The 24,227-nt window shown below is 72.0% G+C and carries 23 protein-coding genes and 1 pseudogene; 6 read left to right on the forward strand and 18 right to left on the reverse strand.

What is annotated here, in order from left to right:
* Positions 1 to 6: 6 nt before the first annotated feature.
* Complete coding sequence (locus ACIQPR_RS41610; RefSeq protein WP_403660294.1) at positions 7 to 387, forward strand: hypothetical protein; 381 nt, start codon at positions 7 to 9, stop codon at positions 385 to 387.
* A gap of 65 nt (positions 388 to 452) precedes the next feature.
* Here ACIQPR_RS41610 and ACIQPR_RS41615 read toward each other — a convergent pair whose 3' ends face one another.
* From ACIQPR_RS41615 to ACIQPR_RS41635, 5 genes are all read right to left on the reverse strand, one after another.
* A complete protein-coding gene (locus ACIQPR_RS41615; protein WP_403660218.1) occupies positions 453 to 2,582 on the reverse strand; it encodes a 3-hydroxyacyl-CoA dehydrogenase NAD-binding domain-containing protein in 2,130 nt (709 codons plus the stop codon).
* Positions 2,579 to 3,796, reverse strand: coding sequence for a thiolase family protein (locus tag ACIQPR_RS41620; RefSeq protein WP_403660221.1), 1,218 nt, complete (start codon positions 3,794 to 3,796; stop codon positions 2,579 to 2,581). The genes ACIQPR_RS41615 and ACIQPR_RS41620 overlap by 4 nt, the downstream gene beginning before the upstream one ends.
* 281 nt (positions 3,797 to 4,077) lie before the next feature.
* On the reverse strand, positions 4,078 to 5,355 hold the full coding sequence (locus tag ACIQPR_RS41625) for an HRDC domain-containing protein (RefSeq protein WP_403660224.1): 1,278 nt from the start codon (positions 5,353 to 5,355) through the stop codon (positions 4,078 to 4,080).
* Positions 5,356 to 5,499: 144 nt separating this feature from the next.
* Positions 5,500 to 6,162: a response regulator transcription factor gene (locus tag ACIQPR_RS41630; RefSeq protein WP_019073943.1), complete on the reverse strand. Its 663-nt coding sequence runs from the start codon at positions 6,160 to 6,162 to the stop codon at positions 5,500 to 5,502.
* Positions 6,163 to 6,398: 236 nt separating this feature from the next.
* Entirely contained in the window at positions 6,399 to 7,025 is a 627-nt protein-coding gene (locus ACIQPR_RS41635; RefSeq protein WP_403660297.1) for a DUF3000 domain-containing protein, read from the reverse strand.
* Positions 7,026 to 7,172: 147 nt separating this feature from the next.
* Between ACIQPR_RS41635 and hemE the strand changes: the two genes are divergently transcribed.
* The gene (gene hemE, locus ACIQPR_RS41640; protein ID WP_403660228.1) at positions 7,173 to 8,240 is read left to right on the forward strand and encodes a uroporphyrinogen decarboxylase; all 1,068 of its coding nucleotides are present in this window, start codon (positions 7,173 to 7,175) and stop codon (positions 8,238 to 8,240) included.
* A gap of 6 nt (positions 8,241 to 8,246) precedes the next feature.
* Here hemE and ACIQPR_RS41645 read toward each other — a convergent pair whose 3' ends face one another.
* Positions 8,247 to 9,071 carry a rhomboid family intramembrane serine protease gene (locus tag ACIQPR_RS41645; RefSeq protein ID WP_403660230.1) on the reverse strand — a complete coding sequence of 275 codons (825 nt, stop codon included), beginning with the start codon at positions 9,069 to 9,071 and terminating at the stop codon, positions 8,247 to 8,249.
* A gap of 125 nt (positions 9,072 to 9,196) precedes the next feature.
* On the opposite strand from ACIQPR_RS41645, the gene ACIQPR_RS41650 reads away from it, so the two are divergent.
* Positions 9,197 to 9,520: a hypothetical protein gene (locus ACIQPR_RS41650; protein ID WP_403660233.1), complete on the forward strand. Its 324-nt coding sequence runs from the start codon at positions 9,197 to 9,199 to the stop codon at positions 9,518 to 9,520.
* A gap of 33 nt (positions 9,521 to 9,553) precedes the next feature.
* Here ACIQPR_RS41650 and ACIQPR_RS41655 read toward each other — a convergent pair whose 3' ends face one another.
* Both ACIQPR_RS41655 and ACIQPR_RS41660 read right to left on the reverse strand, forming a co-directional pair.
* Positions 9,554 to 10,954 carry an FAD-dependent oxidoreductase gene (locus ACIQPR_RS41655; RefSeq protein ID WP_403660236.1) on the reverse strand — a complete coding sequence of 467 codons (1,401 nt, stop codon included), beginning with the start codon at positions 10,952 to 10,954 and terminating at the stop codon, positions 9,554 to 9,556.
* 27 nt (positions 10,955 to 10,981) lie between these two features.
* Positions 10,982 to 11,941, reverse strand: coding sequence for a DUF4349 domain-containing protein (locus ACIQPR_RS41660; protein WP_403660239.1), 960 nt, complete (start codon positions 11,939 to 11,941; stop codon positions 10,982 to 10,984).
* 161 nt (positions 11,942 to 12,102) lie between these two features.
* Here ACIQPR_RS41660 and hemG point away from each other — a divergent pair, with 161 nt between their 5' ends.
* Positions 12,103 to 13,533 (forward strand): protoporphyrinogen oxidase, encoded by a 1,431-nt coding sequence (hemG, locus tag ACIQPR_RS41665; protein ID WP_403660242.1) that lies wholly within the window; start codon positions 12,103 to 12,105, stop codon positions 13,531 to 13,533.
* A 4-nt stretch (positions 13,534 to 13,537) separates the two neighbouring features.
* Entirely contained in the window at positions 13,538 to 14,269 is a 732-nt protein-coding gene (gene hemQ, locus ACIQPR_RS41670) for a hydrogen peroxide-dependent heme synthase (protein ID WP_403660245.1), read from the forward strand.
* Between the two features lie 12 nt (positions 14,270 to 14,281).
* Here hemQ and ACIQPR_RS41675 read toward each other — a convergent pair whose 3' ends face one another.
* The 5 genes from ACIQPR_RS41675 to ACIQPR_RS41695 all read right to left on the reverse strand — a co-directional run bounded on the left by ACIQPR_RS41675 (position 14,282) and on the right by ACIQPR_RS41695 (position 20,203).
* Complete coding sequence (locus ACIQPR_RS41675; RefSeq protein ID WP_403660248.1) at positions 14,282 to 15,859, reverse strand: alpha/beta hydrolase; 1,578 nt, start codon at positions 15,857 to 15,859, stop codon at positions 14,282 to 14,284.
* Positions 15,860 to 16,122: 263 nt separating this feature from the next.
* A complete protein-coding gene (locus ACIQPR_RS41680; protein ID WP_403660251.1) occupies positions 16,123 to 16,917 on the reverse strand; it encodes a TIGR04222 domain-containing membrane protein in 795 nt (264 codons plus the stop codon).
* A gap of 124 nt (positions 16,918 to 17,041) precedes the next feature.
* The gene (locus ACIQPR_RS41685) at positions 17,042 to 17,812 is read right to left on the reverse strand and encodes a DUF4142 domain-containing protein (RefSeq protein ID WP_403660254.1); all 771 of its coding nucleotides are present in this window, start codon (positions 17,810 to 17,812) and stop codon (positions 17,042 to 17,044) included.
* Positions 17,813 to 17,925: 113 nt separating this feature from the next.
* Positions 17,926 to 19,236 carry a DUF692 domain-containing protein gene (locus tag ACIQPR_RS41690; protein WP_403660257.1) on the reverse strand — a complete coding sequence of 437 codons (1,311 nt, stop codon included), beginning with the start codon at positions 19,234 to 19,236 and terminating at the stop codon, positions 17,926 to 17,928.
* 178 nt (positions 19,237 to 19,414) lie between these two features.
* Positions 19,415 to 20,203, reverse strand: coding sequence for a DUF4142 domain-containing protein (locus ACIQPR_RS41695; protein WP_403660260.1), 789 nt, complete (start codon positions 20,201 to 20,203; stop codon positions 19,415 to 19,417).
* A gap of 244 nt (positions 20,204 to 20,447) precedes the next feature.
* Between ACIQPR_RS41695 and ACIQPR_RS41700 the strand changes: the two genes are divergently transcribed.
* Positions 20,448 to 21,086: a methyltransferase family protein gene (locus ACIQPR_RS41700; RefSeq protein ID WP_403660263.1), complete on the forward strand. Its 639-nt coding sequence runs from the start codon at positions 20,448 to 20,450 to the stop codon at positions 21,084 to 21,086.
* A 68-nt stretch (positions 21,087 to 21,154) separates the two neighbouring features.
* Here ACIQPR_RS41700 and ACIQPR_RS41705 read toward each other — a convergent pair whose 3' ends face one another.
* From ACIQPR_RS41705 to ACIQPR_RS41725, 5 genes and pseudogenes are all read right to left on the reverse strand, one after another.
* A complete protein-coding gene (locus tag ACIQPR_RS41705) occupies positions 21,155 to 21,931 on the reverse strand; it encodes a peptidyl-tRNA hydrolase (RefSeq protein WP_403660266.1) in 777 nt (258 codons plus the stop codon).
* Between the two features lie 62 nt (positions 21,932 to 21,993).
* On the reverse strand, positions 21,994 to 22,137 hold the full coding sequence (locus tag ACIQPR_RS41710; RefSeq protein WP_403660268.1) for a hypothetical protein: 144 nt from the start codon (positions 22,135 to 22,137) through the stop codon (positions 21,994 to 21,996).
* A gap of 31 nt (positions 22,138 to 22,168) precedes the next feature.
* On the reverse strand, positions 22,169 to 23,020 hold the full coding sequence (locus ACIQPR_RS41715) for a polysaccharide deacetylase family protein (RefSeq protein WP_403660271.1): 852 nt from the start codon (positions 23,018 to 23,020) through the stop codon (positions 22,169 to 22,171).
* Between the two features lie 75 nt (positions 23,021 to 23,095).
* Positions 23,096 to 23,971, reverse strand: a complete 876-nt coding sequence (locus ACIQPR_RS41720; RefSeq protein ID WP_403660273.1) for a PPK2 family polyphosphate kinase — start codon at positions 23,969 to 23,971, stop codon at positions 23,096 to 23,098.
* An 82-nt stretch (positions 23,972 to 24,053) separates the two neighbouring features.
* Positions 24,054 to 24,227, reverse strand: a pseudogene (locus ACIQPR_RS41725) (slipin family protein); the annotation flags it as partial.

Here is a 24,227-nt window from a genome sequence, read left to right on the forward strand (position 1 = left end):
GCCATGATGGCCACCGTGGACACCGAATCACTCATCGCCGTCTGGCGGCTCATCCTCGGCGGCTCCGAGAAGCCGTGGGTCCTGTTCGAGCACGGCACCTGCGTGCTGCTTGAGGAGCCGGAGGGCGAGCCCGCCGGACAGGCCACCGCGATCCTGCGCGAGTTCGGCCCCGTACAGGTGGCGACCTCGGCGGGCGACTTCCGCGTGCTCGAACTCAAGAACGGCGAGGGCTGGTTGGTGACGAGCCACCACCGGGACGTCGTCACCTTCGTCGCGACCGACGAGCCCGACGACCCCTCGCACCTCGCGGTCGGCATGCACGGCCGGGCCAAGCGCGACCAGGACGGCACCGAACTGCGCGTCGTCCATGTCGAGGACGTCCCCTGACACGCCGGTGCCCGGTACATCGGCCGATGTACCGGGCACCGTGACAAGGGGCTAGGGGCCAGGGACTAGGCGGGCACGCTCGCCAGACCCGGAGCCAGGAACGGCTTGCCGTTCACCCGCTCCGACACACCCTCCCGGTCCAGGTACGGCGTGATGCCGCCCAGGTGGAAGGGCCAGCCGGCGCCCGTGATCAGGCACAGGTCGATGTCCTGGGCCTCGGCGACGACACCCTCGTCGAGCATCAGGCCGATCTCCTGCGCGACCGCGTCCAGGACCCGGTCGCGCACCTGCTCCTCGCTCAGCACGGAGTCGCCCTGCTGGAGCAACGCGGCGACCTCGGGGTCGAGTTCGGGCTTCCCGCTGTCGTAGACGTAGAAGCCGCGCTTGCCCGCCTTGACGACGGCCGCGAGGTTCGGGGAGACCGTGAAGCGGTCCGGGAAGGCCCGGTTGAGGGTCTCCGAGACGTGCAGGCCGATGGCCGGACCGACCAACTCCAGCAGGACCAGCGGGGACATGGGCAGGCCGAGCGGCTCGACGGCCTTCTCGGCGACCGCGACCGGGGTGCCCTCGTCGATGACGTTCTGGATCTCGCCCATGAAGCGGGTGAGGATGCGGTTGACGACGAACGCCGGGGCGTCCTTCACCAACACCGCCGTCTTCCTCAGCTTCTTGGCCACCGCGAACGCGGTCGCGAGCGAGGCGTCGTCGGTCTGCTCGCCGCGCACGATCTCCAACAGGGGCAGGATCGCGACCGGGTTGAAGAAGTGGAAGCCGACGACCCGCTCGGGGTTCTTCAGCTTCGACGCCATCTCGGAGACGGACAGCGAGGAGGTGTTGGTGGCGAGGATCGCGTGCGCCGGGGCGACCGCCTCGACCTCCGCGAACACCTGCTGCTTGACGCCGATCTCCTCGAACACGGCCTCGATGATGAAGTCCGCGTCCGCGAAGCCCTCGGCCTTGTCCAGCACACCGGTCACCAGGGCCTTGAGGCGGTTGGCCTTGTCCTGGTTGATACGGGACTTCAGCAGCAGCTTGTCGATCTCGGCGTGGACGTAGCCCACACCCTTGTCCACGCGCTCCTGGTCGATGTCCGTGAGGACGACCGGTACTTCGAGGCGGCGCAGGAAGAGCAGGGCGAGCTGCGAGGCCATCAGGCCCGCGCCGACCACGCCGACCTTCGTCACCGGACGCGCCAGCGACTTGTCGGGCGCGCCCGCAGGTCGCTTGCCGCGCTTCTGCACGAGGTTGAACGCGTAGATGCCGGCGCGGAGTTCACCGCCCATGATCAGGTCGGCGAGCGCCAGGTCCTCGGCGTCGTAGCCCTGCTGGAGGTCGCCGTTCTTCGCGGCCTCGACGATGTCGAGGGCGCGGTAGGCGGCCGGGGCCGCGCCGTGCACCTTGGAGTCCGCGATGAAGCGGCCCTTGGCGACGGCCTGGTCCCAGGCCTCGCCGCGGTCGATCGCCGGACGCTCGACCTTGATCTCGCCCTTGAGGACGTTCGCCGTCCAGATCAGCGACTGCTCCAGGAAGTCGGCGCCCTCGAAGAGCGCGTCGGCGATCCCGAGGTCGAAGACCTGCTGGCCCTTGAGCTGCTTGTTCTGGTTGAGGCTGTTCTCGATGATCACCGAGACGGCCTTCTCGGCGCCGATCAGGTTCGGCAGCAGCGTGCAGCCGCCCCAGCCGGGGACGAGACCGAGGAAGACCTCGGGGAGGGAGAAGGCCGCGATGTGCTTGGAGACCGTGCGGTACTCGCAGTGCAGACCGACCTCGACGCCGCCGCCCATGGCCGCGCCGTTGTAGTACGTGAAGGTCGGCACCGCGATGTCCGCGAGGCGCTTGAAGACCTCGTGGCCGCCCTTGCCGATGGCGAGCGCGTCGGAGTGGTTCTTCAGCAGCTCGACGCCCTTGAGGTCCGCGCCGACGGCGAAGACGAACGGCTTGCCGGTGATGCCGACACCGACGATCTCGCCGGCCGCCGCCTCCTTCTCGACCTGGTCGATGGCGGTGTCCAGGTTCGCCAGCGAGGCCGGGCCGAAGGTGGTCGGCTTGGTGTGGTCGAAGCCGTTGTCCAGCGTGATGAGCGCGAACCGCCCGGCGCCGTACGGCAGTTCGAGGTGGCGGACGTGCGCGGACGTCACGACCTCGTCCGGGAACAGCTCGGCCGCGCCCTTCAGAAGCTCGGTGGTGGTGCTCACTTGTCCCCCTCGAAGTGCGGGTTCTCCCAGATGACCGTGGCGCCCATGCCGAAGCCGACGCACATCGTCGTCAGGCCGTAGCGGACGTGCGGCTGTTCCTCGAACTGGCGGGCCAGCTGCGTCATCAGGCGGACGCCCGAGGAGGCCAGCGGGTGACCGAAGGCGATCGCGCCGCCGTACTGGTTGACGCGCTCGTCGTCGTCCGCGATGCCGTAGTGGTCCAGGAAGGCCAGCACCTGTACGGCGAAGGCCTCGTTGACCTCGAAGAGGCCGATGTCACCGATGCCGAGGCCCGCCTTGGCGAGCGCCTTCTCGGTCGCCGGGATCGGGCCGTAGCCCATGACCTCCGGCTCGACGCCCGCGAAGGCGTACGAGACGAGCCGCATCCTGACCGGCAGGCCGTTCTCGCGGGCGAAGTCCTCGCTCGCGATGATCGACGCGGTGGCGCCGTCGTTCAGACCGGCCGCGTTGCCCGCGGTGACCCGGCCGTGCACGCGGAACGGGGTCTTCAGCCCGGCCAGGTTCTCCAGGGTGGTGCCCGGACGCATCGGCTCGTCGGCGGTGACCAGACCCCAACCGGTCTCGCCCACCTCGGAGTTGGTGTTGCGCACCGAGATCGGCACCAGGTCCTGCTGGATCTTGCCGTTGGCGTACGCCTTGGCGGCCTTCTCCTGCGAGCGCACCGCGTACTCGTCGGCGCGCAGTTTGGTGATGTGCGGGTAGCGGTCGTGCAGGTTCTCCGCGGTCATGCCCATGAACAGCGCGGAGTCGTCGACCAGCTTCTCGCTCACGAACCGCGGGTTCGGGTCCACGCCCTCGCCCATGGGGTGGCGGCCCATGTGCTCGACACCACCGGCGATGACGGCGTCGTAGGCACCGAAGGCGATGGAGCCCGCGGTGGTGGTGACGGCGGTCAGCGCGCCCGCGCACATGCGGTCGATGGAGTAGCCGGGCACCGACTGCGGCAGCCCGGCGAGAATGCCCGCGGTCCGCCCCAGGGTCAGGCCCTGGTCGCCGATCTGCGTGGTCGCGGCGATGGCGACCTCGTCGATCTTCGCCGGGTCGAGCCCGGGGTTGCGGCGCAGCAGCTCCCGGATGGCCTTCACGACGAGGTCGTCGGCCCGGGTCTCGTGGTAGATGCCCTTCGGGCCCGCCTTGCCGAACGGGGTACGGACGCCGTCTACGAAGACGACGTCCCTGACGGTACGAGGCACGATTGGCTCTCCTCCAGGGTGCGGGATGGCACTGCTGCGACGCGCAAGCGCTGAGCGCGCGCTCAGCGCCCATGCTACTTGCGAGTAACGTCACTGCCCAGTCCCGGAGCGGACAGCGGCGAACGTCACATCACCCCGGCCCGAGGATCTTGGCGCGATCTGGTCGTTCCCGCGACCCCCGGAGCCACCCCGAAGGGGCATGGGGCCGTGTCATATGCGACTCCGCCGCGCGGGCGGGACCGGCTGCGACGGACCCGCGCCCGCGATGCGGCGGACGCCCTTTACGGCGTTTTGGCGGTCAAAGCCCCCACCAGCGCCGGCGTCACCTGCTCCACCTGCCAGGGCCGCGCGCCGTACCCCGCCAGCGCGGCCCCCACGGACTCCGCGTCCGCGTTCTTCGGCGGCTCCCAGCAGACCCGCCGGACGGTGTCCGGCGTGATCAGGTTCTCCTGGGGCATGTTGAGCCGCTCGGCCACCGCCGACACCGCGGAGCGCGCCGCGGACAACCGGGCCGCGGCCTCCGGGTCCTTGTCCGCCCAGGCGCGGGGCGGCGGCGGCCCGGTGACCGGCTGCCCCGGCTGCGGCAGCGCGGAGTCGGGAAGCGCCTTCGCCCGGTCGACGGCCGCCTGCCACTGCTCCAGCTGGCGCCGGCCCATCCGGTGCCCGAACCCGTTCAACGCGGCCAGCGCCTGCGCGTCGGCGGGCAGCGACAGCGCGGCCTCCACGATCGCCGCGTCGGACAGCACCTTCCCCGGCGACACGTCTCTGCGCTGCGCGATCCGGTCCCGCGTCTGCCACAGCTCGCGGACGACACCGAGCTGCCGGCGCCGCCGTACCTTGTGCATGCCGGACGTGCGGCGCCACGGGTCCTTGCGGGGTTCGGCGGGCGGCGCCGCCGCGATCGCGGCGAACTCCTGGCGGGCCCACTCCAGCTTGCCCTGGCGGTCCAGCTCCTTCTCCAGGGCGTCCCGCAGGTCCACCAGGAGCTCCACGTCCAGGGCCGCGTAGCGCAGCCACGGCTCGGGCAGCGGGCGGGTGGACCAGTCGACGGCGGAGTGTCCCTTCTCCAGGACGAAACCGAGGACGTTCTCGACCATCGCACCCAGGCCGACCCGCGGGAATCCGGCGAGCCGACCCGCCAGCTCGGTGTCGAAGAGCCGCGTCGGCACCATGCCTATCTCCCGCAGGCACGGCAGGTCCTGGGTGGCCGCGTGCAGCACCCACTCGACGCCGGAGACGGCCTCGCCGAGGCCCGACAGGTCGGGGCAGGCGACGGGGTCGATGAGCGCGGTGCCCGCGCCCTCGCGGCGCAGCTGCACCAGATAGGCGCGCTGTCCGTAGCGGTAGCCGGACGCGCGCTCGGCGTCGACGGCGAGGGGGCCCGTGCCGGCGGCGAAGGCCGCGATCGTCTCGGCGAGGGCGTCCTCGTCGGCGATCACGGGCGGAATGCCCTCCCGGGGTTCGAGCAAGGGGATCGGCGCCGTTTCGACGTCGTCCGGAGGGGCGCCTCCGGTGGTTCGCAGTGAGCTGTCTGCTGCGGTTTCTTGGGCGTCGGTCACGTGTCAAGGGTATCCGTGTATGGACAACGCCCGCCGACGGAACGTTCCGTCGACGGGCGTCTGGGGGTCGTAAACCAGTCAGGTAAGTGAAAGATCAGGTTCACGGCTCGGCGGGGGAGTGGAGGACGTGGTTCCGGGACGGGGTCAGTGGATGATTCCGGTGCGCAGGGCCACCGCGACCATGCCGGCGCGGTCGCCCGTGCCGAGCTTGCGGGCGATGCGGGCGAGGTGGCTCTTGACGGTCAGTGCGGACAGGCCCATGGAGACGCCGATCGCCTTGTTCGACTGGCCCTCCGCGACCAGGCGGAGCACCTCGACCTCGCGGCCGGACAGTTCGCGGTAGCCGCCCGGGTGGCTCGGGGCACCCGGGGGGCGGCGGTGCATACGGGCGGCGGCGGAGCCGATGGGGGCGGCGCCGGGTCGGGTGGGGAGCCCGACGTTCGTACGGGTGCCGGTGACGACGTAGCCCTTGACGCCGCCCGCGAGGGCGTTGCGCACGGCGCCGATGTCGTCGGCGGCGGACAGGGCCAGGCCGTTGGGCCAGCCCGCGGCTCGCGTCTCGGAGAGCAGGGTGAGTCCGGAGCCGTCCGGAAGGTGGACGTCTGCCACACAGATGTCGCGGGGGTTGCCGATGCGGGGACGAGCCTCCGCGACGGACGAGGCCTCGATGACGTCGCGCACACCGAGCGCCCACAGGTGGCGGGTGACGGTGGAGCGGACGCGCGGGTCGGCCACGACCACCATGGCGGTCGGCTTGTTCGGGCGGTAGGCGACCAGGCTTGCGGGCTGCTCAAGGAGAACGGACACCAGGCCTCCTGGGTGTGGGACGACTTTCAAGGTCACAGTCGTCTTCGGCAGCAAACCCGCGGTCCTTTAGAGAAAGATCACGATTTAGTGAGTAGCAATCAGTGCAATTCGGACACGCTGTCGATCGTTCGGTGAACGAAACGGCTCGTTCGAGCGACTGCTCGTGATTGAAAGTGGCCGTATCGACAAAGACACCGAAAGCGAGGGGTAAGACCTCGGTGTGCCTCCGGTAAGGCTCAGCGTGACTGCGGACCCCGGCGCTGCGGCAGCGTGACGATGGACGCGTCGCCCGGACCCGCCGGCGGCAGGCCCGCGACCTGGGCCAGCAGATCGCACCAGGAGGCAAGATGCGCCGCCGTGTCCGGGACGCCGCCGAGCCCCTCGCGCGGTGTCCACGAGGCGCGGATCTCGATCTGCGAGGCCGAGGGGCGCTCGGACAGCCCGCCGAAGTAGTGCGAGCTCGCGCGGGTCACCGTGCCGCTCGGCTCGCCGTAGGTCAGACCGCGGGTCTGGAGCGCGCCGGTCAGCCATGACCAGCACACGTCCGGGAGCAGCGGATCCGCCGCCATCTCCGGCTCCAGCTCCGCGCGCACCAGCGTCACCAGCCGGAACGTGCCGTGCCAGGCGTCGTGCCCGGCCGGGTCGTGCAGCAGCACCAGGCGGCCGTCCGCCAGGTCCTGGTCGCCGTCGACCACAGCGGCCTCCAGCGCGTACGCGAAGGGAGCCAGGCGCTGGGGCGCCGGTGTGGGGTCGATCTCGATCTGCGGTCGCAGCCGACCGTTCCGCAGGGCCTGGACCGCGGCCTGGAAAGCCGGCGGTGCCGTACCGCCCCCATCCCGGTCCCCCTCCTTGGAGTCGTCCATTCCGTCAGCGCCGTCCGACAGTCGTCCCTGAGCCGCAGCCATGCGGGAAGATTAAGGGGAACGGAGGCATCGTGCGGGCCTAGACACCCGCTCTTCGGTCGCGCACACCGTGCAATCGCCTTCCGGCGCCGTGCGAGACTTGCCCCCGTGAGTGTCAACCAGAGCCCCACGGGCCAGCAGCCGACCGCCACTTACGACTCCGCCTTCATGAAGGCGTGCAGGCGCGAGCCCGTTCCGCACACACCCGTGTGGTTCATGCGGCAGGCCGGGCGCTCGCTGCCGGAGTACCACAAGGTGCGCGAGGGCATCCCCATGCTGGAGTCCTGCACCCGGCCCGAGCTGGTCGCCGAGATCACCCTCCAGCCGGTGCGCAGGCACGGCGTGGACGCGGCGGTCTACTTCAGCGACATCGTGGTCCCGCTCAAGGCCATCGGCCTCGACCTCGACATCAAGCCCGGCGTCGGCCCGGTCGTGGAGAAGCCGATCCGCACCCGCGCCGACCTGGCCCGGCTGCGCGACCTCACCCCCGAGGACGTCTCCTACGTCACCGAGGCCATCGGTCTGCTGACCGCCGAACTCGGCGCCACCCCCCTCATCGGCTTCGCCGGCGCGCCGTTCACCCTCGCGAGCTACCTCGTCGAGGGCGGCCCCTCCCGCACCTACGAGAACGCCAAGGCGATCATGTACGGCGACCCCGAGCTGTGGGCCGACCTCCTCGACCGCCTCGCCGACATCACGGCCGCCTTCCTCAAGGTCCAGATCGAGGCGGGCGCCAGCGCCGTCCAGCTCTTCGACTCCTGGGCCGGCGCCCTGGCCCCCGCCGACTACCGCCGCTCGGTGCTCCCCGCCTCGGCGAAGGTCCTCAAGGCCGTCGAGGGCTACGGCGTCCCCCGCATCCACTTCGGCGTCGGCACCGGCGAACTGCTGGGGCTCATGGGCGAGGCCGGCGCGGACGTCGTCGGCGTCGACTACCGCGTGGCGCTGGACGAGGCCGCCCGCCGGGTCGGCCCCGGCAAGGCGCTCCAGGGCAACCTCGACCCGGCCGTCCTGTTCGCCTCCACGGCGGCCGTCGAGGCGAAGACCCGCGAGGTCCTCCACGACGCGAAGGACCTGGAGGGCCACATCTTCAACCTCGGGCACGGCGTGATGCCGTCCACCGACCCGGACGCGCTCACCCGGCTCACCGAGTTCGTCCACACCGAGACGGCCCGCTGAGCCCGCTCACCACGTGTGCCGGGGCCGCGCCCGCCTGCCGAACAGCAGGCCGCGCGGTTCCGGCGGCGGGGGAGTGCCCGCTTTGAGCGGCCAGGCCAGCAGCATGCCCGCCAGGAACCCGACGACATGCGCCGCGTACGCGACCGTGCCCGCCTCGGAGACGCCCTCGCCGGCCGAGTAGAACGCCTGGAGCACGAACCAGAAGCCCAGCACCAGCCAGGCCGGCAGACGCAGCGGCAGGAAGAACAGGAACGGCACCAGGACCCACACCCGGGCCTTCGCGTACAGCACCAGATAGGCGCCCAGGACACCGGCGATGGCCCCGGAGGCGCCGATCAGCGGGTCCCCGGAGTCGGCGTTCAGGAGCGCGAAGCCGTAGCCCGCCGCGTAACCGCACACCACGTAGAAGAGCGTGAAGCGGATGTGGCCCATGCGGTCCTCGACGTTGTTGCCGAAGATCATCAGGAACAGCATGTTGCCCAGCAGATGGATCCAGCTGCCGTGCAGGAACATCGCGGTCAGGACGCTCAGCGGCGCCGACTTGTGGTAACCCGGCGGGGCGAGCGCGCAACCGGCGCCGCCCGGGCCGTTCTGCACGGCACCGGTGGGGACCAGCTGCGGCATCTGGTGGTGGATCAACTCCCGTGGCACGGCCGCGTAGTGGTCCAGGAACGCCTGGAGATGGCACAGCTGCGAGAGGTCGCTGCCGCCCGCCACCGAGCCCGCCATTCCGGGCGTGGCCAGGAAGACCAGCACGTTCGCTGCGATGAGCGCGTACGTCACCCAAGGGGTGCGGCGCACCGGGTTCACGTCATGGACGGGGATGACCACAAGGGATTAGTGCCCCCGATCCGCGCGGCGAACCGGTGAACACCGCCGTCCGCCGGTGCGTATGACTCCTCAACCGCCCGCGGTGCGGGGAAGGCGTGTCGCGGGGACGACGTGAGGAACAGGCGATGAACGACCGGATTTCCCCTCAGATGCACGCCACGCCCGACGGCGAGGCCGAGATCTCCCTGGTGGTGCGCCTCCCCTGGGAGGACGTCGCCAAGCTCGGCCAGGAAGCGGGACGCCTCGCCGCGCAGATGCAGCGCCCGGTGACCCTGGACGAGGCGGTCAGCAACCGGCTGCGGTCCACGGCCCTGGGCGCCCACGCGAAGCAGGCCGCGCCGCAGCCCGCCGCGATGATGCCGCCGAGCGCGTCGGTGTCCTCGCTGCCCTCCAGGCCACCCGCCGAGCAGGCACGGCAGGCCATAGACCGCATCAACGGCACGGCCTAGGAACACCTTCGACGCCCAGCGTCGTCGGATCGTTCAACGAGGACCGGCCTGGACCTTGGCGGTCGCCTTGCGGGCCGCCACCAGGACCGGGTCCCACACGGGGGAGAACGGTGGCGCGTACCCCAGGTCCAGGGCCGTCATCTGTTCCACCGTCATACGGGCCGTGAGGGCGACCGCCGCGATGTCGACCCGCTTCGCGGCACCCTCCCGGCCGACGATCTGCACGCCCAGAAGACGTCCGGTACGGCGCTCGGCGAGCATCTTCACCGTCATCGGGGAGGCCGCCGGGTAGTAGCCCGCGCGGCTGGTCGACTCGATGGTGACCGCCTCGAAACGCAGCCCCGCGCGGTGGGCGTCCTTCTCGCGCAGCCCGGTGCGCGCGATCTCCAGATCGCACACCTTGCTCACGGCCGTACCGACCACCCCCGGGAAGGTCGCGTAACCGCCGCCCGCGTTGGTGCCGATGACCTGCCCGTGCTTGTTGGCGTGCGTCCCCAGGGCGATGTGCCGCTCCTGCCCGGAGACCAGGTCGAGCACCTCGACGCAGTCGCCCCCGGCCCAGATGTTCTCGTGCCCGCGCACCCGCATCGCCATGTCGGTCAGCAGCCCGCGGTGCTGCCCCAGGGGCAGCCCGGCCGCCTCGGCGAGGGTCGTCTCGGGCCGCACCCCGATCCCCAGCACCACGACGTCCGCCGGATACTCCGCGTCCTGGGTGACCACGGCCCGCACCCGCCCGTCGTCCCCGGTGCGCAGCCCGGTGACCCGCGCGTCGTTGACCATGGTGATGCCCAGGCCCTCCATCGCCTTGTGCACCAGACGGCCCATGTCCGGGTCGAGCGTCGACATCGGCTCCTTGCCCCGGTTGACGACGGTCACGTCATACCCGCGGTTGACGAACGCCTCCGCCATCTCCACCCCGATGTACCCGGCGCCCACCACCACCGCGCGCCGCCCAGGCGTGCGTGCCAGCGAGTCGAGCAGCGCCTGCCCGTCGTCGAGCGTCTGCACCCCGTGCACCCCGGGCGCGTCGATCCCCGGCAGGTCCGGACGGACGGGCCGCGCCCCGGTCCCGATCACGAGCTTGTCGTACGACGTCCAGGACTCGGCCCCGGAATCGACGTCACGCGCGCGTACCCGCCCGCCCGCGACGTCCAGCTCCACGACCTCGGTACGCATCCGCAGGTCGATGTCCCGCGCCCGGTGCTCCTGCGGAGTGCGGGCGATCAGCTCCTCCGGAGCCGACACGTCACCGCCCACCCAGTACGGGATGCCGCACGCCGAGTACGAGGTGAAGTGGCCCCGCTCGAAGGCCACGATCTCCAGCTCGTCCGGCCCCTTGAGACGGCGGGCCTGTGACGCCGCGGACATGCCGGCGGCGTCACCGCCGATGACGACCAGTCGTTCCCGGGTACCCCTCGCACGGCTCATGTCCATGCGAACACGCTACGGGGACCGCCGACTTCAGTCCTGTCCGCCCCGCTCCTCCTCGCCCACCGGCCGGGCCGCCGACAGCGGTCCCACGCCCGTCGCCGTCGGCAGGGCGGCGGTCCGGCGCGGCCGTACGAGGCGCAGCCACAGCGCGACCAGCAGCGCCGCCACCGCCGCGAACGGCAGCGCCGCGCCCAGCGCCAGGGCGATCCAGCGCAGCATCGTCACGAAGACGTGCCAGCCGCCCGCCAGCGCGTCCACGAAGCCGGGGGAGTCGTCCTTCGCGGCCGGCTTCGCCGCCGGGGTCTGCGACAGGGACAGCGTGATGGTGGCGAGGCTGGTGCGGTCCTTCAGGGAGGACTGCCGGGCGAGCAGCGCCTCCAGGTCGGACTCGCGGGTGCTCAGCTCGCCCTCCAGCTCCACCACGTCGCTCAACTTGGTCGCCCGGTCCATCAGTTCACGCACGCGTGCCACGCTGGCCCGCTGCGAGGCGATGCGGCTCGCCACGTCCACGACCTGGTCGGTGACGTCCTGGGCCTTCGCCGTCCGGTCGAGCAGCCGGCCCGTGCCCTCCAGATCGGCGAGGACCTCGTCGTACTTGTCGGTGGGCACCCGCAGGACGACCCGGGTGCGCTCGTTGCCCTGTCCGTCGCGGGTGGTCGTCTCGTCGCCGACGAAGCCGCCCGCGTTCTCGGTCGTGGTGCGGGCCTCGTCGAGGGCCTTCGGCACGTCCTTGACCCGCACGGACAGCGAGGCCGTACGGATGATGCTGCTCGTGGTCAGCTTGGGCAGGGAGTTCGTGTTCTTGGCGGTGCCGCTGCCCGACGCGCCCTCCTTCTGAGCGGTGCCCGGAGCCGCGGCCTTGGCGTCCCCGGCGGCATCGCTCGCGCTGGTCTTGTCGGCGCCGGCGCTGCATCCGGTCAGGGCCAGGGCCGCGGCCAGCAGGAGCCCGGTGAGGGCCTGGACGGGCCGTACGGAGTGTCGTGTGCGCATGGGTCGGTACCCCCGAGGGTCGTCGTGACGACTGACGCTCCTTCGACGCCGGGACCCGCCGGGACGTTGGCCTCCTGTGGTTCCGAAGCGGTCACGGTCGGGACTCACCGCGGACACCGGGCCGGAGTCGGACTGTCAGTGGGGTCTGAGAGGCTGGGGACATGCGCGAAGTGGAGACTCGTACGGGTACAGGGCACGTCGTCGTCATCGGCGCCGGGATCGGCGGACTGGCCGCCGCGCACCGGCTGCTGGACTCGGGCGTGCGCGTGACGGTCGTCGAGGCGTCGGACCGGGTCGGCGGCAAGCTGCTGCCCGGCGAGATCGCGGGCGCCCGCGTGGACCTCGGCGCCGAGTCGATGCTCGCCCGCCGCCCCGAGGCCGTCGCGCTGGCCCGCGAGGCCGGCCTCACCGACCGCCTCCAGCCGCCCGCCACCGCCACCGCCGCGCTCTGGACCCGGGGTGCCCTGCGCCCGATGCCCAAGGGCCACGTCATGGGCGTCCCGGGCACCGCCGCCGCCCTCGCCGGGGTCCTTTCGGAGGAGGGCCTGCACCGCATCGAGCGCGACGCTCAGCTGCCCCGCACGGAGGTCGGCGAGGACGTCGCGGTCGGCGAGTACGTGGCGGCCCGCCTCGGCCGTGAGGTCGTCGACCGCCTCGTCGAACCCCTCCTGGGCGGGGTATACGCGGGCGACGCGTACCGCATCTCGATGCGCTCCGCCGTCCCCCAGCTCTTCCAGGCCGCCCGGAGCCACGACTCCCTCACCGAGGCCGTCCGGGGCATCCAGGAGCGGGCCGCCGCGGCACAGCAGACCGGCCCGGTCTTCATGGGCATCGCGGGCGGAGTGGGCGAACTCCCGCTCGCCGTCGCGGAGTCGGCCCGCGCGCGGGGCGCCGAGATCCTGACCGGCACACCGGTGACGGAACTCCGCCGGAGCGGAGCGGCCGGCTGGCGGGTCGTCGCCGGGGACCGCGTCCTCGACGCCGACGCGGTGATCGTCGCCGTACCCGCACCGGCCGCCGCCGCCCTGCTGCGGGACGAAGTGCCGGGCGCCGCCGCCGAGTTGAGCGCGATCGAGTACGCGTCGATGGCCCTGGTCACCCTCGCCTACCGCAGAGCGGACGTTCAACTCCCCGAAGGCAGCGGATTCTTGGTACCGCCGGTCGACGGCCGGACCATCAAGGCAGCCACCTTCGCCTCCCAGAAGTGGGGCTGGATCGCCGACGGGAACCCGGACGTACTGGTCCTGCGCACCTCGGTGGGCCGCTACGGCGAGACGGCGGTCCTGGAGCGCGAGGACACCGACCTGGTCGACGTCTCGCGCCACGACCTGCGCGAGGCCACCGGCCTGGCCGCCACCCCCCTCGACAGCCGCGTCACCCGGTGGACCGACGGCCTGCCCCAGTACCCGGTCGGCCACCACGCGCGCGTGGCCCGCGTCCGCGAACACGTCGCCAAGCTGCCCGGCCTCGCCGTGTGCGGCGCGGCCTACGACGGGGTCGGCATCCCGGCCACCATCGCGAGCGCGTACGCGGCCGTCGAGCGGGTGACCGGCGACCCGGTGCCGGGCGCGTCCGGCGGAGCGGGAGAATAGGCCCATGAGCGACGACGCCCCCACCACCGAGCCCGGCCGTGTCCCGAACAAGGGCAAGCTGGCCAAGGACCTCAACGAGGTCATCCGCTACACCCTGTGGTCCGTCTTCAAGCTGAAGGACGTACTGCCCGAGGACCGCGCGGGATACGCCGACGAGGTCCAGGAGCTGTTCGACCAGCTCGCCGCGAAGGACGTGACCGTCCGCGGCACGTACGACGTGTCGGGCCTGCGCGCCGACGCCGACCTCATGATCTGGTGGCACGCCGAGACCGCCGACCAGCTCCAGGAGGCGTACAACCTCTTCCGCCGCACCCGGCTGGGCCGCGCCCTGGAGCCGGTCTGGTCGAACATGGCGCTGCACCGCCCCGCCGAGTTCAACCGCTCGCACATCCCGGCCTTCCTGGCCGACGAGACCCCGCGCAACTACGTCAGCGTGTACCCGTTCGTGCGCTCCTACGACTGGTACCTGCTCCCCGACGAGGACCGCCGTCGGATGCTCGCCGACCACGGCAAGATGGCCCGCGGCTACCCGGACGTCCGCGCCAACACGGTCGCCTCCTTCTCCCTGGGCGACTACGAATGGCTCCTGGCCTTCGAGGCCGACGAGCTGTACCGCATCGTCGACCTCATGCGCCACCTGCGGGCCTCCGAGGCCCGTATGCACGTCCGCGAGGAGGTCCCGTTCTACACCGGCCGCCGCAAGGACATCGGCGACCTGGTGGCGGGCCTGGCCTGACCGCCGGACCGCTCAGCCGCCCGCACGCGCGGGCTTCGGCTCCGCGTGCGGCGCGCAGGAGGCGCGCCGCTCCGGCAACCGCCCGTCCAGCAGGTAGGCGTCCAGATAGCCGTTCACGCACTTGTTGGCCCCACCCGCGATCCCATGGGTCCCCGCGTCCCGCTCGGTCACCAACACCGAGTCGGACAGCCGCCGTTGCAACTCGAGCGCCCCGTCGTAGGGCGTGGCCGCGTCCCGCTCGGCGGCCATGATCAGCACCGGCGGCAGCTCCCCGGGCCCGGTCCGCACGTCGAGGGGCTGCTGACGCGGCGCGGGCCAGTACGCGCAGGGCAGATTCATCCACACGTTGTCCCACGTCTCGAACGGCGCCACGCGCGCGAGCCGCGTGTTGTCCCGGTCCCAGACGCTCCACTCGGTCGGCCAGGGCGCGTCGTTGCACTCGACGGCCGTGTACACCGCGTTGCCGTTCTCCGCCTCGACGGCCGCCTGGGGCGTCGGCCCCGCCTGCTGCACCAGCAGCTTGGGGTCGCCCTTCAGATAGGCCGACAGCGCCGCCGCGGTGTGCGGCCAGTAGTCGTCGTAGTACCCGGCCGACAGGATCGCGCCCTGCAACTGCGCGGGCCCCACCTTGCCGCCCGCCGGCTTCTCGGCCAGCCGCGCCGAGGCCTTCTCGTAGCTGCGCAGCACCTTCGCGGCCGTGTCACCGAGCCCGTACACGTCGTCGTGCTCGGCGATCCACTCCCGGAAGTCCGCCCAGCGGCCCTCGAACGCGGCCGACTGGTCGAGGTTGTTGCGGTACCAGATCTGCTCGGGGTCCGGGTTCACCGCCGAGTCGAAGACCATCCGCCGTACGTGCGAGGGGAACAGCGTCGCGTACAGCGCCCCGAAGTAGGTGCCGTAGGACGCGCCCATGAACGTCAGCCTGTCCTCGCCGAGGGCGGCGCGCAGGACGTCCAGGTCGCGGGCGTTGTTGAGGGAGTTGTAGAACCGCAGCTTGCTCCCGGAGCGCCGGGCGCAGCCGCGCGCATAGGCCTTGGCCTCCGCGACACGCTCCTTCTTGTACGACTCCGAGGGGTGGGCGGGCGACTGCGACGGCGCCTTGAAGAAGTGCTTGGGGTCCTCGCAGGACAGTGGTGCCGACTTGTCGACCCCGCGCGGGGCGTAGCCGACGAGGTCGTAGGCCGACGCGACGCGTTTCCACTCGGGGAGCAGGCCGATCAGCGGGAAGTAGAGGCCGGAGGCGCCGGGGCCGCCGGGGTTGTAGACCAGGGAGCCCTGGCGGGGGACTCTGCGCTTGCTGTTGTGCGGGTCCTTGTGGGTGGCCCGGACGCGGCTGACGGTCAGTCTGATCTGCCGGCCGTCCGGGTGCGCGTAGTCGAGCGGGACGGAGACCGTGCCGCACTCCATGGTGCCGGGCATGTCCTGCGCGTCCGCGCACGTCCCGAAGTCGATGCCCCGCGCGCGGGCGTGCGCGGCGGCGAGCGCGGTGCCCGCCGACTCGACGACGCCCGGCGTACCGGTGGCCGGGGCGGCGGCGAGGGTGGTCAGGAGCAAGGACCCGGCGGCCGAGTACAGGGCGGCGGCTCGCATGGTGGCGTATCCCTTCGGAGCACGGCTGCAACAAAAGGGATGTTTCGTTCGGCCGTCCGCGAAGGCAAGCACCACCGGGCCGGTGTCGGCCCCAATGCCCCCCGTGCGCCCCTCGGCGCGCTCTCACGCCGAGGCCGTGTCCGCGAAGTCCCGTCTGTCTCGCGACGCCCGGCACGCACGCTCGCCGCACCGCCCGAAAGCCCAAGTACGCCCAGTACGAAGGCTTCCGGGCGGACGACGGGACTTTACGGACACGACCCAGGTCAGCGCCGCCACCCGTCGAACTGCTCGCGGTACTGCTCCCGGTGCGCGAACGCGGCCCGCAGATCCGGTTCGCCGACCGCGCGGATACCGCGCACGGCCACCGAGGTCAGATACGTACGGTCGTCGGCGTCGCCGCCCGCGTGCCGGGCCAGGGTGCCGAGCAGCTGCTGACCGGCCGGGGAGGCCCAGTGCGAGTACGGGTGCACCTCGACCCGGGCGATGGCCAGGCAGCTCAGCGTCAGCGCGAGCGGCAGCGCGAACCAGAGCGCGACCAGCCCGCGCGGCATCTCGGCCCCGGGCGTCAGCAGCGCGATCCCGCCCAGCACCAGCACGGCGAGCGCGGCGGCCCGCACTTGGCGGACCCCGGAGGCCACCGTCGCACGGGTGCCGTCCGGTACGGCGAGACCCGCGTCGACGAGCCGGTCCGCCACGTCGCGCACCGCGTCCGTGGCCGCCGCCGTGGCCCGCACCGGGGCGATCCGGGACTGCCCCTCGGGTCCGATCGCGCCGATCACCGACCGCTCGATGGGGTCCCGGCCGCGCGGGTCGACGACGGTCGCCCAGCCGGTGTGGGCGAGCAGCAGCCGGTGCTGGCGCGCCATGGAGACCAGTGTCAGATCGGCGACCCGCGCGGGGCCGCCCGAGAGGAACGCGGCCTCGTAGAGCGTCAGATCGTGTCCCTTGCCCGCGTCGTCCGCGTCGACGGCCGCCGCTCTGACGGCGGCCAGGCACAGCCGCGTGCACGCCGTGCCGGCGACGGCCCAGGCCATGAGCAGGAGAAGGACCCAGAACATGCCAAGTTTCTATGCCAAAGGCCCAGCGGGACGCCATGCCTTGTTCACAATCCGGACGGAGCGTTGTCTGCATGTGACGTTCCACTTGTCCGGAAACAGCCCACGGCCGAAAACAGTGCTACGGCTACGGCTGTGCCGACGGCGGCGGACTGGAGGCGGGCGGCGGCAGCGTGTATGTCGGGGAGAGCGACGGGGCCAGCGGGACGACCTGGCCCGGGTCGGCCACGGCGGAACTGCTGGGCACGGGCGCGCTGCTCGCGGCCATGTCCCGGGCCAGCGCGGCGAAGTCGACGTACCCGGTGGCCTCCAGGACCTTGATGTGGTCCAGGACGGTCGTGTTGGCGTCGTCGGCGAGCGCGCGGACCAGGGAGTTCTGGGTGGTGGCGCGGACCTGCGCGACCACCGTGAACACCTTGCCGTGCGCGAGGCGCAGGATGTTGGCGAACTCGCGGTCGAAGGCCACGCCCCGCGCCGCGTCGAGCGTGGCGAGCCACTGCTGTTGCTGCGCGTTGGGCTGGTTCGGCAGCGGCAGCCCGAGCTTCGCCGCGACGTCCCGCACCCGCTCGTCCAGGAACGTGTGCCCGTCGATCAGATGCTGACCCGCCGTCCGTACGGCCGCGGTGGTGCCCTTCTCCTCGGCCTGCTGCCCGGCCGGCAGCTCCCACAGCCCGGCCAGCCGCACCCGCGTGACGAAGTCCCGGTCCAGCGCGGACAGCGGCCCGTACGGCGTCACCGTGGTCTGGTCGCTGAGCACGTTGGCGGCGCTCGTCCCGGCCCGGTCGGCGTAGGACCAGACCGGGAAGACCAGGGCCGCCAGGGTCGCGGTCAGGCCCACGACGATGACGCCGGTGCCACTGAATATGCCTCGGCCCTTGACGGGGGGACGCGGTCGCATGGGGTGCCTCCTGTGACGGCACCGCACGTAAGTGCGCTTCTCGTGCGGAACCGCCATATTACTGTGGAGTCACTGTCACCTTCCAAGGCCCCTCCCGGCCCTTCCGCACCCCGTCAACGGCGCAGCAGCACCCGCCTGGTGGCCCGGGCGAGCCGGACCGCGGGCCGCGCCGAACGCGGGACCGGGCCCGAGCGCTCCAGCCACCACTCCCGCAACTCCCGCCGCGCGTCGGCGTTCCCGGGTTCCCCCGAGAGCAGCACCTGTCCGGCGAAGTCCAGCGCGTCGCGGCGGTAGCCGCCGGACATCGGGTGCGCGTGCGCGTACGCGAGGAACGCCGGCCGGTACGACTCCCCGAGAATCTCCGGCAGTTCGGGAGCCACCTTCGCGACGACGTCGGCCCGCTTCGCCCCGAGCGCCCGCGCCTGCACACCGAGCCGTATCCGGTCGAAGCCCTCGGGCACCGGAGTACCGGCGACCAGCGCGGAGAGCAGCGCGGCCTGGGCCAGGGCGAGCCGCTGGCGGGCGGGGGCGGAGTCCCGCGCCACGGCTGCGGGAGCCGGGGCGGGCGTACCGCGGACCCCCGTGCCGACCGCCCGCCCCCGCCCGATGTCCAGCGCCCCGCGAATCGACGCCAACTCCCGCTCCAGTTCTGCCGCTTCGGGGAAGTTGTCGTCGCGCTCCAGCAGCACCCCCGGAGGGGAGACGCGGGACGCCAGGTCGGTGAGGATGTCGAGGACCGGGGCCGGGACGGGGTGCGCGTGGCTGTCGTGCCAGACGCCGTCGCGTTCGACTCCGCCCGCGACATGGACGTAGGCGATGGCCTCGACGGGGAGTTCGGCGAGGGCCCTGGCCGGGTCCTCGCCGCGGTTCACGTGGTTGGTGTGCAGGTTGGCGACGTCGATGAGGAGACGGACGCCGGTGCGGTCGGCCAGCTCGTACAGGAACTGGCCCTCGGTCAGTTCCTCGCCCGGCCAGGCGAGCAGCGCGGCGATGTTCTCGACGGCGAGGGGCACGGGCAGCGCGTCCTGGGCGACGCGGATGTTCTCGCAGAGCACGTCCAGGGCGTCCCGGGTGCGCGGCACGGGCAGCAGATGACCGGCCTCCAGCAGCGGGGAGGCGGTCAGCGGGCCGCCCGCGCGGACGAACGCGATGTGCTCGGTGACCAGCGGCGAGCCGAGGGCCTCGGCCCGCTCGGCGAGCGCCGTCAGCCTGCCCTCGTCGGGGCGGTCGGCGCCGCCGAGGCCGAGGGAGACGCCGTGCGGGACCACGGTCACACCGCGCTCGCGCAGCCGGAGCAGCGAGTCGGGGAGGTGGCCGGGGCAGAGGTTCTCGGCCACGGCCTCGACCCAGTCGATGCCCGGCAGGCGCTCCACGGCGTCCGCGATCTCGGGCCGCCATCCGATGCCCGTCCCCAGTCGTTCCATCGCCTGCCCCCGTCCCCGTCCCTGTCCCCGTCTCGTGCTCGATGTCCTCGCCGAGATCCCCTCACGTCACAGGACCGCTGTCCGGTGTGACGGAGGTATCGCCCCCGGGCCGGTCCCCGAACCCCGGCCGTGTCACCTTCAGAGCAACATTTGAGGTTCGGGGCGGGGGTCCGGACCGCTAGCCGAGCACTCCGTTCGAGTCGACCGGATCCGGTCGGCCGGTGTTGACCGTGCCCGGCGCGCCCGGGGACGGCCGTGAGGTGGTCCCGATGTTCGGGCTGGCCACGGCCGCCGGTGCCGAGGGCACCACCTGGCCGGGTACGGGCGCGGCGGGACCGGTCGGACTGGCGGTGGAGGCGTTCGCGAGCTCGTTGGCGATGGCGTCGAAGTCGACCCGCCCGGTCTTCTCCAGGATCGTGATGTGGTCGAGCACGGTCTGGTTGGTGTCCGAGGCCAGCTGCCGCACGAGGGTGTTGCGCGTGCTGTTCCGTATGGCGCCCACGGCCGGGAAGATCTTGCCGTGCGCGGCTCGCAGCAGGTTGACGAACTTGTACTCGTACTCGGCGCCGGTCGCCGCGCTCATCTCCTGGAGCCAGCCCTGCTGCTGCTCGTTCGGCACGTTGGGCAGCGCCACGTTGAGCTGGGCCGCGACGATCCGCACCCGCTTGTCGAGGTCGGTGTGGCCGACGATGAGATGGTCCCCGGCCTCCTTGATCGCCGCGCTGGGCGCCCGCTCGATGGCCTGCTGCCCGGCCGGCAGCTCCCACAGCCCGGCCAGCCGCACCCGCACGATGAGATCCCGGTCGGCGGCCGTCAGCGGCCCCCACTGGGTGTTCACGGTGCCGGCCGCCACGTTCGCCTGACCGGTGCCCGAACGGTCGGCGTACGACCACACGGGGAAGACGAGGGCGCCAGTGGTGGCGACGACGGCCGCGATGAGCACAGCCGTTCCGTTGATACGACGCAAGGGAGCCTCCGAGGGGAACCAACTGGTCGTTGGGGAGAGTGGACGCGTGGCCAGTGCCTGGAGGTACGCGCGGGACCGGCGCCTTGTTCAAAGGAAGGGCAGTGTTGCCCAAAGGGCAGGCAAAGAGAGCGAGTTCGGCGGGTTTGGGTCCGTCCCCGCGACCGGCCCTCCACCCGTGGGTGGAGCCGGTGAATCAGCCCGTGGGTGGTGGTGATCGACGCAGGTCAGGGCGCAGCCTTGTGCCATGGACTCACTGCGTTCCGCACTCGTCGCGCTCATCGGCATCTGTGCCACGGTCTTCGTCGTGGCGTGGATAACGGGCGCCGTCTACTTCGGGGTGAAGAGCGAGTCCGGGCTCGCCGGCTGGGCGCGCGGCCTGCGCCGCACCCTGCCCCGGCGGGTGCCCCTGATCGTGGGCGCCTACGCGTTCTCCGTACTGATCAGCCGCTCCCCGGACTCCTTCTGGCGCCACCTCCAGTACTGGCAGCCCGAACTCGCCGTCCTGGGAGCCCTGCTCGCCGTCGCCTCCACGGCCCTGCTGCTGTGGGCCCGTTGGGTGCTGGGCGCCATGTGGGCCAGCGTCCCGCTGGTCCACGAACACCACGAACTGCGCACCGAGGGCCCCTACCGAATAGTGCGGCACCCCATCTACACCGGCCTTCTGGGCCTGGTCACCGGAGCCATGCTGGCCTGCGGCTTCGGCGTCTGGATCGTGTTCCTCGCCGTCGCCGTCCCCTGGCTGCTGCGCCGGGTCCGCACGGAGGACGGCCTGATGGCCGACCGGTTCGGCGCGTCCTACGACGCCTACCGCGCCCGGGTCCCGGCACTCATCCCGTGGACGCGGCCCGCCCCGGTCGGCCCCCGGCCCGCCGGCAGCCGGTAGGGGCGGCGGGGGACGGCCGACGCGAAACCTTCACCACCGACCGGTCCTCACCCCTCACCCCTCACCGCTCACTCCTCGCCGCGCAGCTCGCCGACCCGGTCGTGTCCCTCGACCGCGACAGTCAGGCCGGGAGCGATCTCCGTGAAGCCCGCGTCCCGGACCAACGGCCGCTCGCCGCCGATGAGTTCGGCCCACCGGGCGGGGGTGGCGGTGCGGACGGTGAGCGGGAAACCGGCCTGGCGCCAGGCGGTCCGGGCCGCGTCCGACAGCTCCCACCAGGCGAGTTGGGCGCCATGGCCGGTCTGCGCCATCGTCTTGCCGGCGGACATGTCGAGTTCGGGGTTCAGCCAGAGCACCGGGGCCGTCGGATCCGCGTCGCCCGGAGCCTCGGGGTCGTCGAGGTCGGTGCCGGACACCTGGAGCTTGGCCAGGTCCTTGGGCCAGCCGTCGAGCGGGACGGGCGGGAAGACCCGTACCTGAGCCGACTTCCCGGTCACCGTGATGCCCGGCAGCGCCTCGGCCCGCCGCCACTCGGCCCCACGGGCCCGGCGCACCACCTTCCGGATGCGCGCGTCCTGCCAATCCCGCACGGCCTGCGCCCACTCGCCGTCACCGACGGCCCGCTCGTCGCTCAGGATCGTCAGCACGGCACGGGCGGCCGTCTCCAGCGCGTCCGTCCGGGCCGGTGGGGCGTCCCGCTCGATCCGCACGACCAGGGGCAGCACGAACTGCGGTGCCTCGTCGCGCGAGGTGCGCTCGTTGCGGAAAGGGTCGGCATCGCCACCGGGAACGGGGGAATCACTGGTCACGCGGTCCAGTCTGCCAGGCGGCGGACGGGCGCCCATCGGCACCGCCGGGAGGACGTCCTCAGGGGCGAAGGACCGCCTCGCCCCTCACTCCTCGCCCCTCACCCCGAGCAGGCGGTCCGCTGCGCCTCCTGCCACTCGCACACGGGACACAGCGTGATCCCCTTGTGCGACTCCGGGTACTCGGTCGGTTCCCGGCACAGCACGCACTCCGCGTACGCCGGCGTCGGCTGTTCCTCAGTCATGCGACCAGCGTACGAGGAGAGCGCGCGCCCCTCAGCGGTGCCGATCCGTCGCCCCGATCAGCTCGGAGACCTTCACGAACCGGTACCCCTTCTTGCGCAGCTCGGGCACGATCATGTGGACGGCCCGCTCGGTCGCCGGGGCGGCGCTGCGCGTGCAGTGCATGACGACGACCGACCCGGGCCGCACGCCCTCCAGCACCTGCCGGGCCACGGCGTCGGAGTCCGTCGCGAAGGCGTCACCGCTCACCACGTCCCACTGCACAGCCGTGACACCGACCGCGCTCAGCGTCTTCAGCGCCTGCTTGTCGTAACAGCCGCCGGGGAAGCGGAAGTACGGCATGGCGTTCGGCACGCCCGCCTTCTTGAAGGCCGTGTACGCCCGCTCCACATCGGCCTTCATCCGGTCCCGGGACACGGTCGGCAGGCCGTAGCAGTCACCGGTGAAGGCGTAGTGGCTGTAGGAGTGGTTGGCGATCTCGAACTGCGGGTCCCGCCCGATGTCACGGGCCTCGGCCGGGTACTCGTCGGCCCACCGGCCGGTCATGAACACGGTCGCCGGCACCTTCAGCGCCCGCAGCGTCGCGATGAGCTGTGGATTGTCGAAGTGCTCGCCCGCCGCCGCGCGCGGTCCCTGGTCGGCGGTCATGTCGGCGTCGAAGGTCAGCGCGACGGTCCTGCCGTCCACGCGGGGCCCGTTCTTGAAGACGGGGGTCAGTCCGGCGGGCCCGGGCGCGAGGGTGGGCGGCCGGGAAGGCACGGCGGTGGCGGCGGTGGAGGCGGTGGGCGCCGGACGGCTGGTGTGGGGAGTGGAAGGGGCCCCGCAGGCGGTGAGCGCGGCGCCGAGTGCACAGGCGGCGGCGACTCGTCGTACTCGAATGGTCACCGTAGGAACATAAGGTAGTAAAAGCGGCTGATCGGCCATCGACACGGGAGGAGGGTGTCGGGCGGATCGGCCGGATCAGTCGGAGCCGAGCAGCCGTTCCCGGCAGGCGGCCACGTCGAAGTCCGCTTTCGGGTACTGCGGATCCAGCGCCGTCAGATGGTCGAGGAGCAGGCGGCTGATCGCCCAGTTGCGGTACCACTTGCGGTCGGCCGGGACCAGGTACCAGGGGGCCTGCGGAGTGGAGCAGCGGGTGAGGGCCGTCTCGTAGGCCTGCTGGTACGCGGGCCACAGGGCGCGTTCCTCGATGTCGCCGGGGTTGAACTTCCAGTGCTTGTCCGGGTTGTCGAGGCGTTCGAGCAGACGGCGGCGCTGCTGGTCGTAGGAGATGTGGAGGAAGCACTTGACGATCGTCACGCCGTCGTCGGCCAGGGACTTCTCGAAGCGGTTGATGCGGCCGTAGCGGTCGTTGATCTCGCGGTGCGGGGCGAGTTCGCGGACGCGGGCGATGAGGACGTCTTCGTAGTGCGAGCGGTCGAAGATGCCGATCTCGCCGGGGTGGGGGAGGGCGCGTTTGATGCGCCAGAGGAAGTCGTGTCGGCGTTCCTCCGGGGTGGGGGCCTTGAAGGCGCTGATCCGGCAGCCGGAGGGGTTGAAGAGGCCGATGACGTGCTTGACCGTGCCGCCCTTCCCGCTGGTGTCCATGCCCTGGAGGACCAGGAGCAGGCGGCGCCGGTCGCCGGCCGTGCTCGCGGCCCACAGGCGTTCTTGCAGGTCGGCCAGGTGTTCGCCCATCCGGGCGGTGTCCTTGAGTCCGGCCGCCTTGTCCTCGGGGCCGCCGGGGGTGGCCGAGGCGTCGTGGGAGGAGAGGTCGACGGGTCGGTCGGCCGGGACGCGCAGCAGGTCGGGGAGGGCCTGCTGTCGGTTCTCGCGCTTCGCGCCCTTCCTGGCCATGGGGCACCCCTTCCGGTCGGCTCCCTCGATCCTGCGGGGCCGGGGCGGGGGCCGCCAGTCAGCGCGCGTGAGGGCAGGGGTGCTACTGCTCGGCGGCGGGCGGGGGCGGTGGAGGTTGCGGTGGTTGCGGCTGTGCCCGTTCCAGGAAGCGCAGTAGTTCCACCGGGAAGGGCAGGACGAGGGTCGAGTTCTTCTCGGCGGCTACCGCCACCACCGTTTGCAGCAGCCGGAGTTGGAGGGCGGCGGGCTGCTCCGA

This window comes from Streptomyces sp. NPDC091280 (assembly GCF_044768565.1).
Lineage (GTDB): Bacteria > Actinomycetota > Actinomycetes > Streptomycetales > Streptomycetaceae > Streptomyces.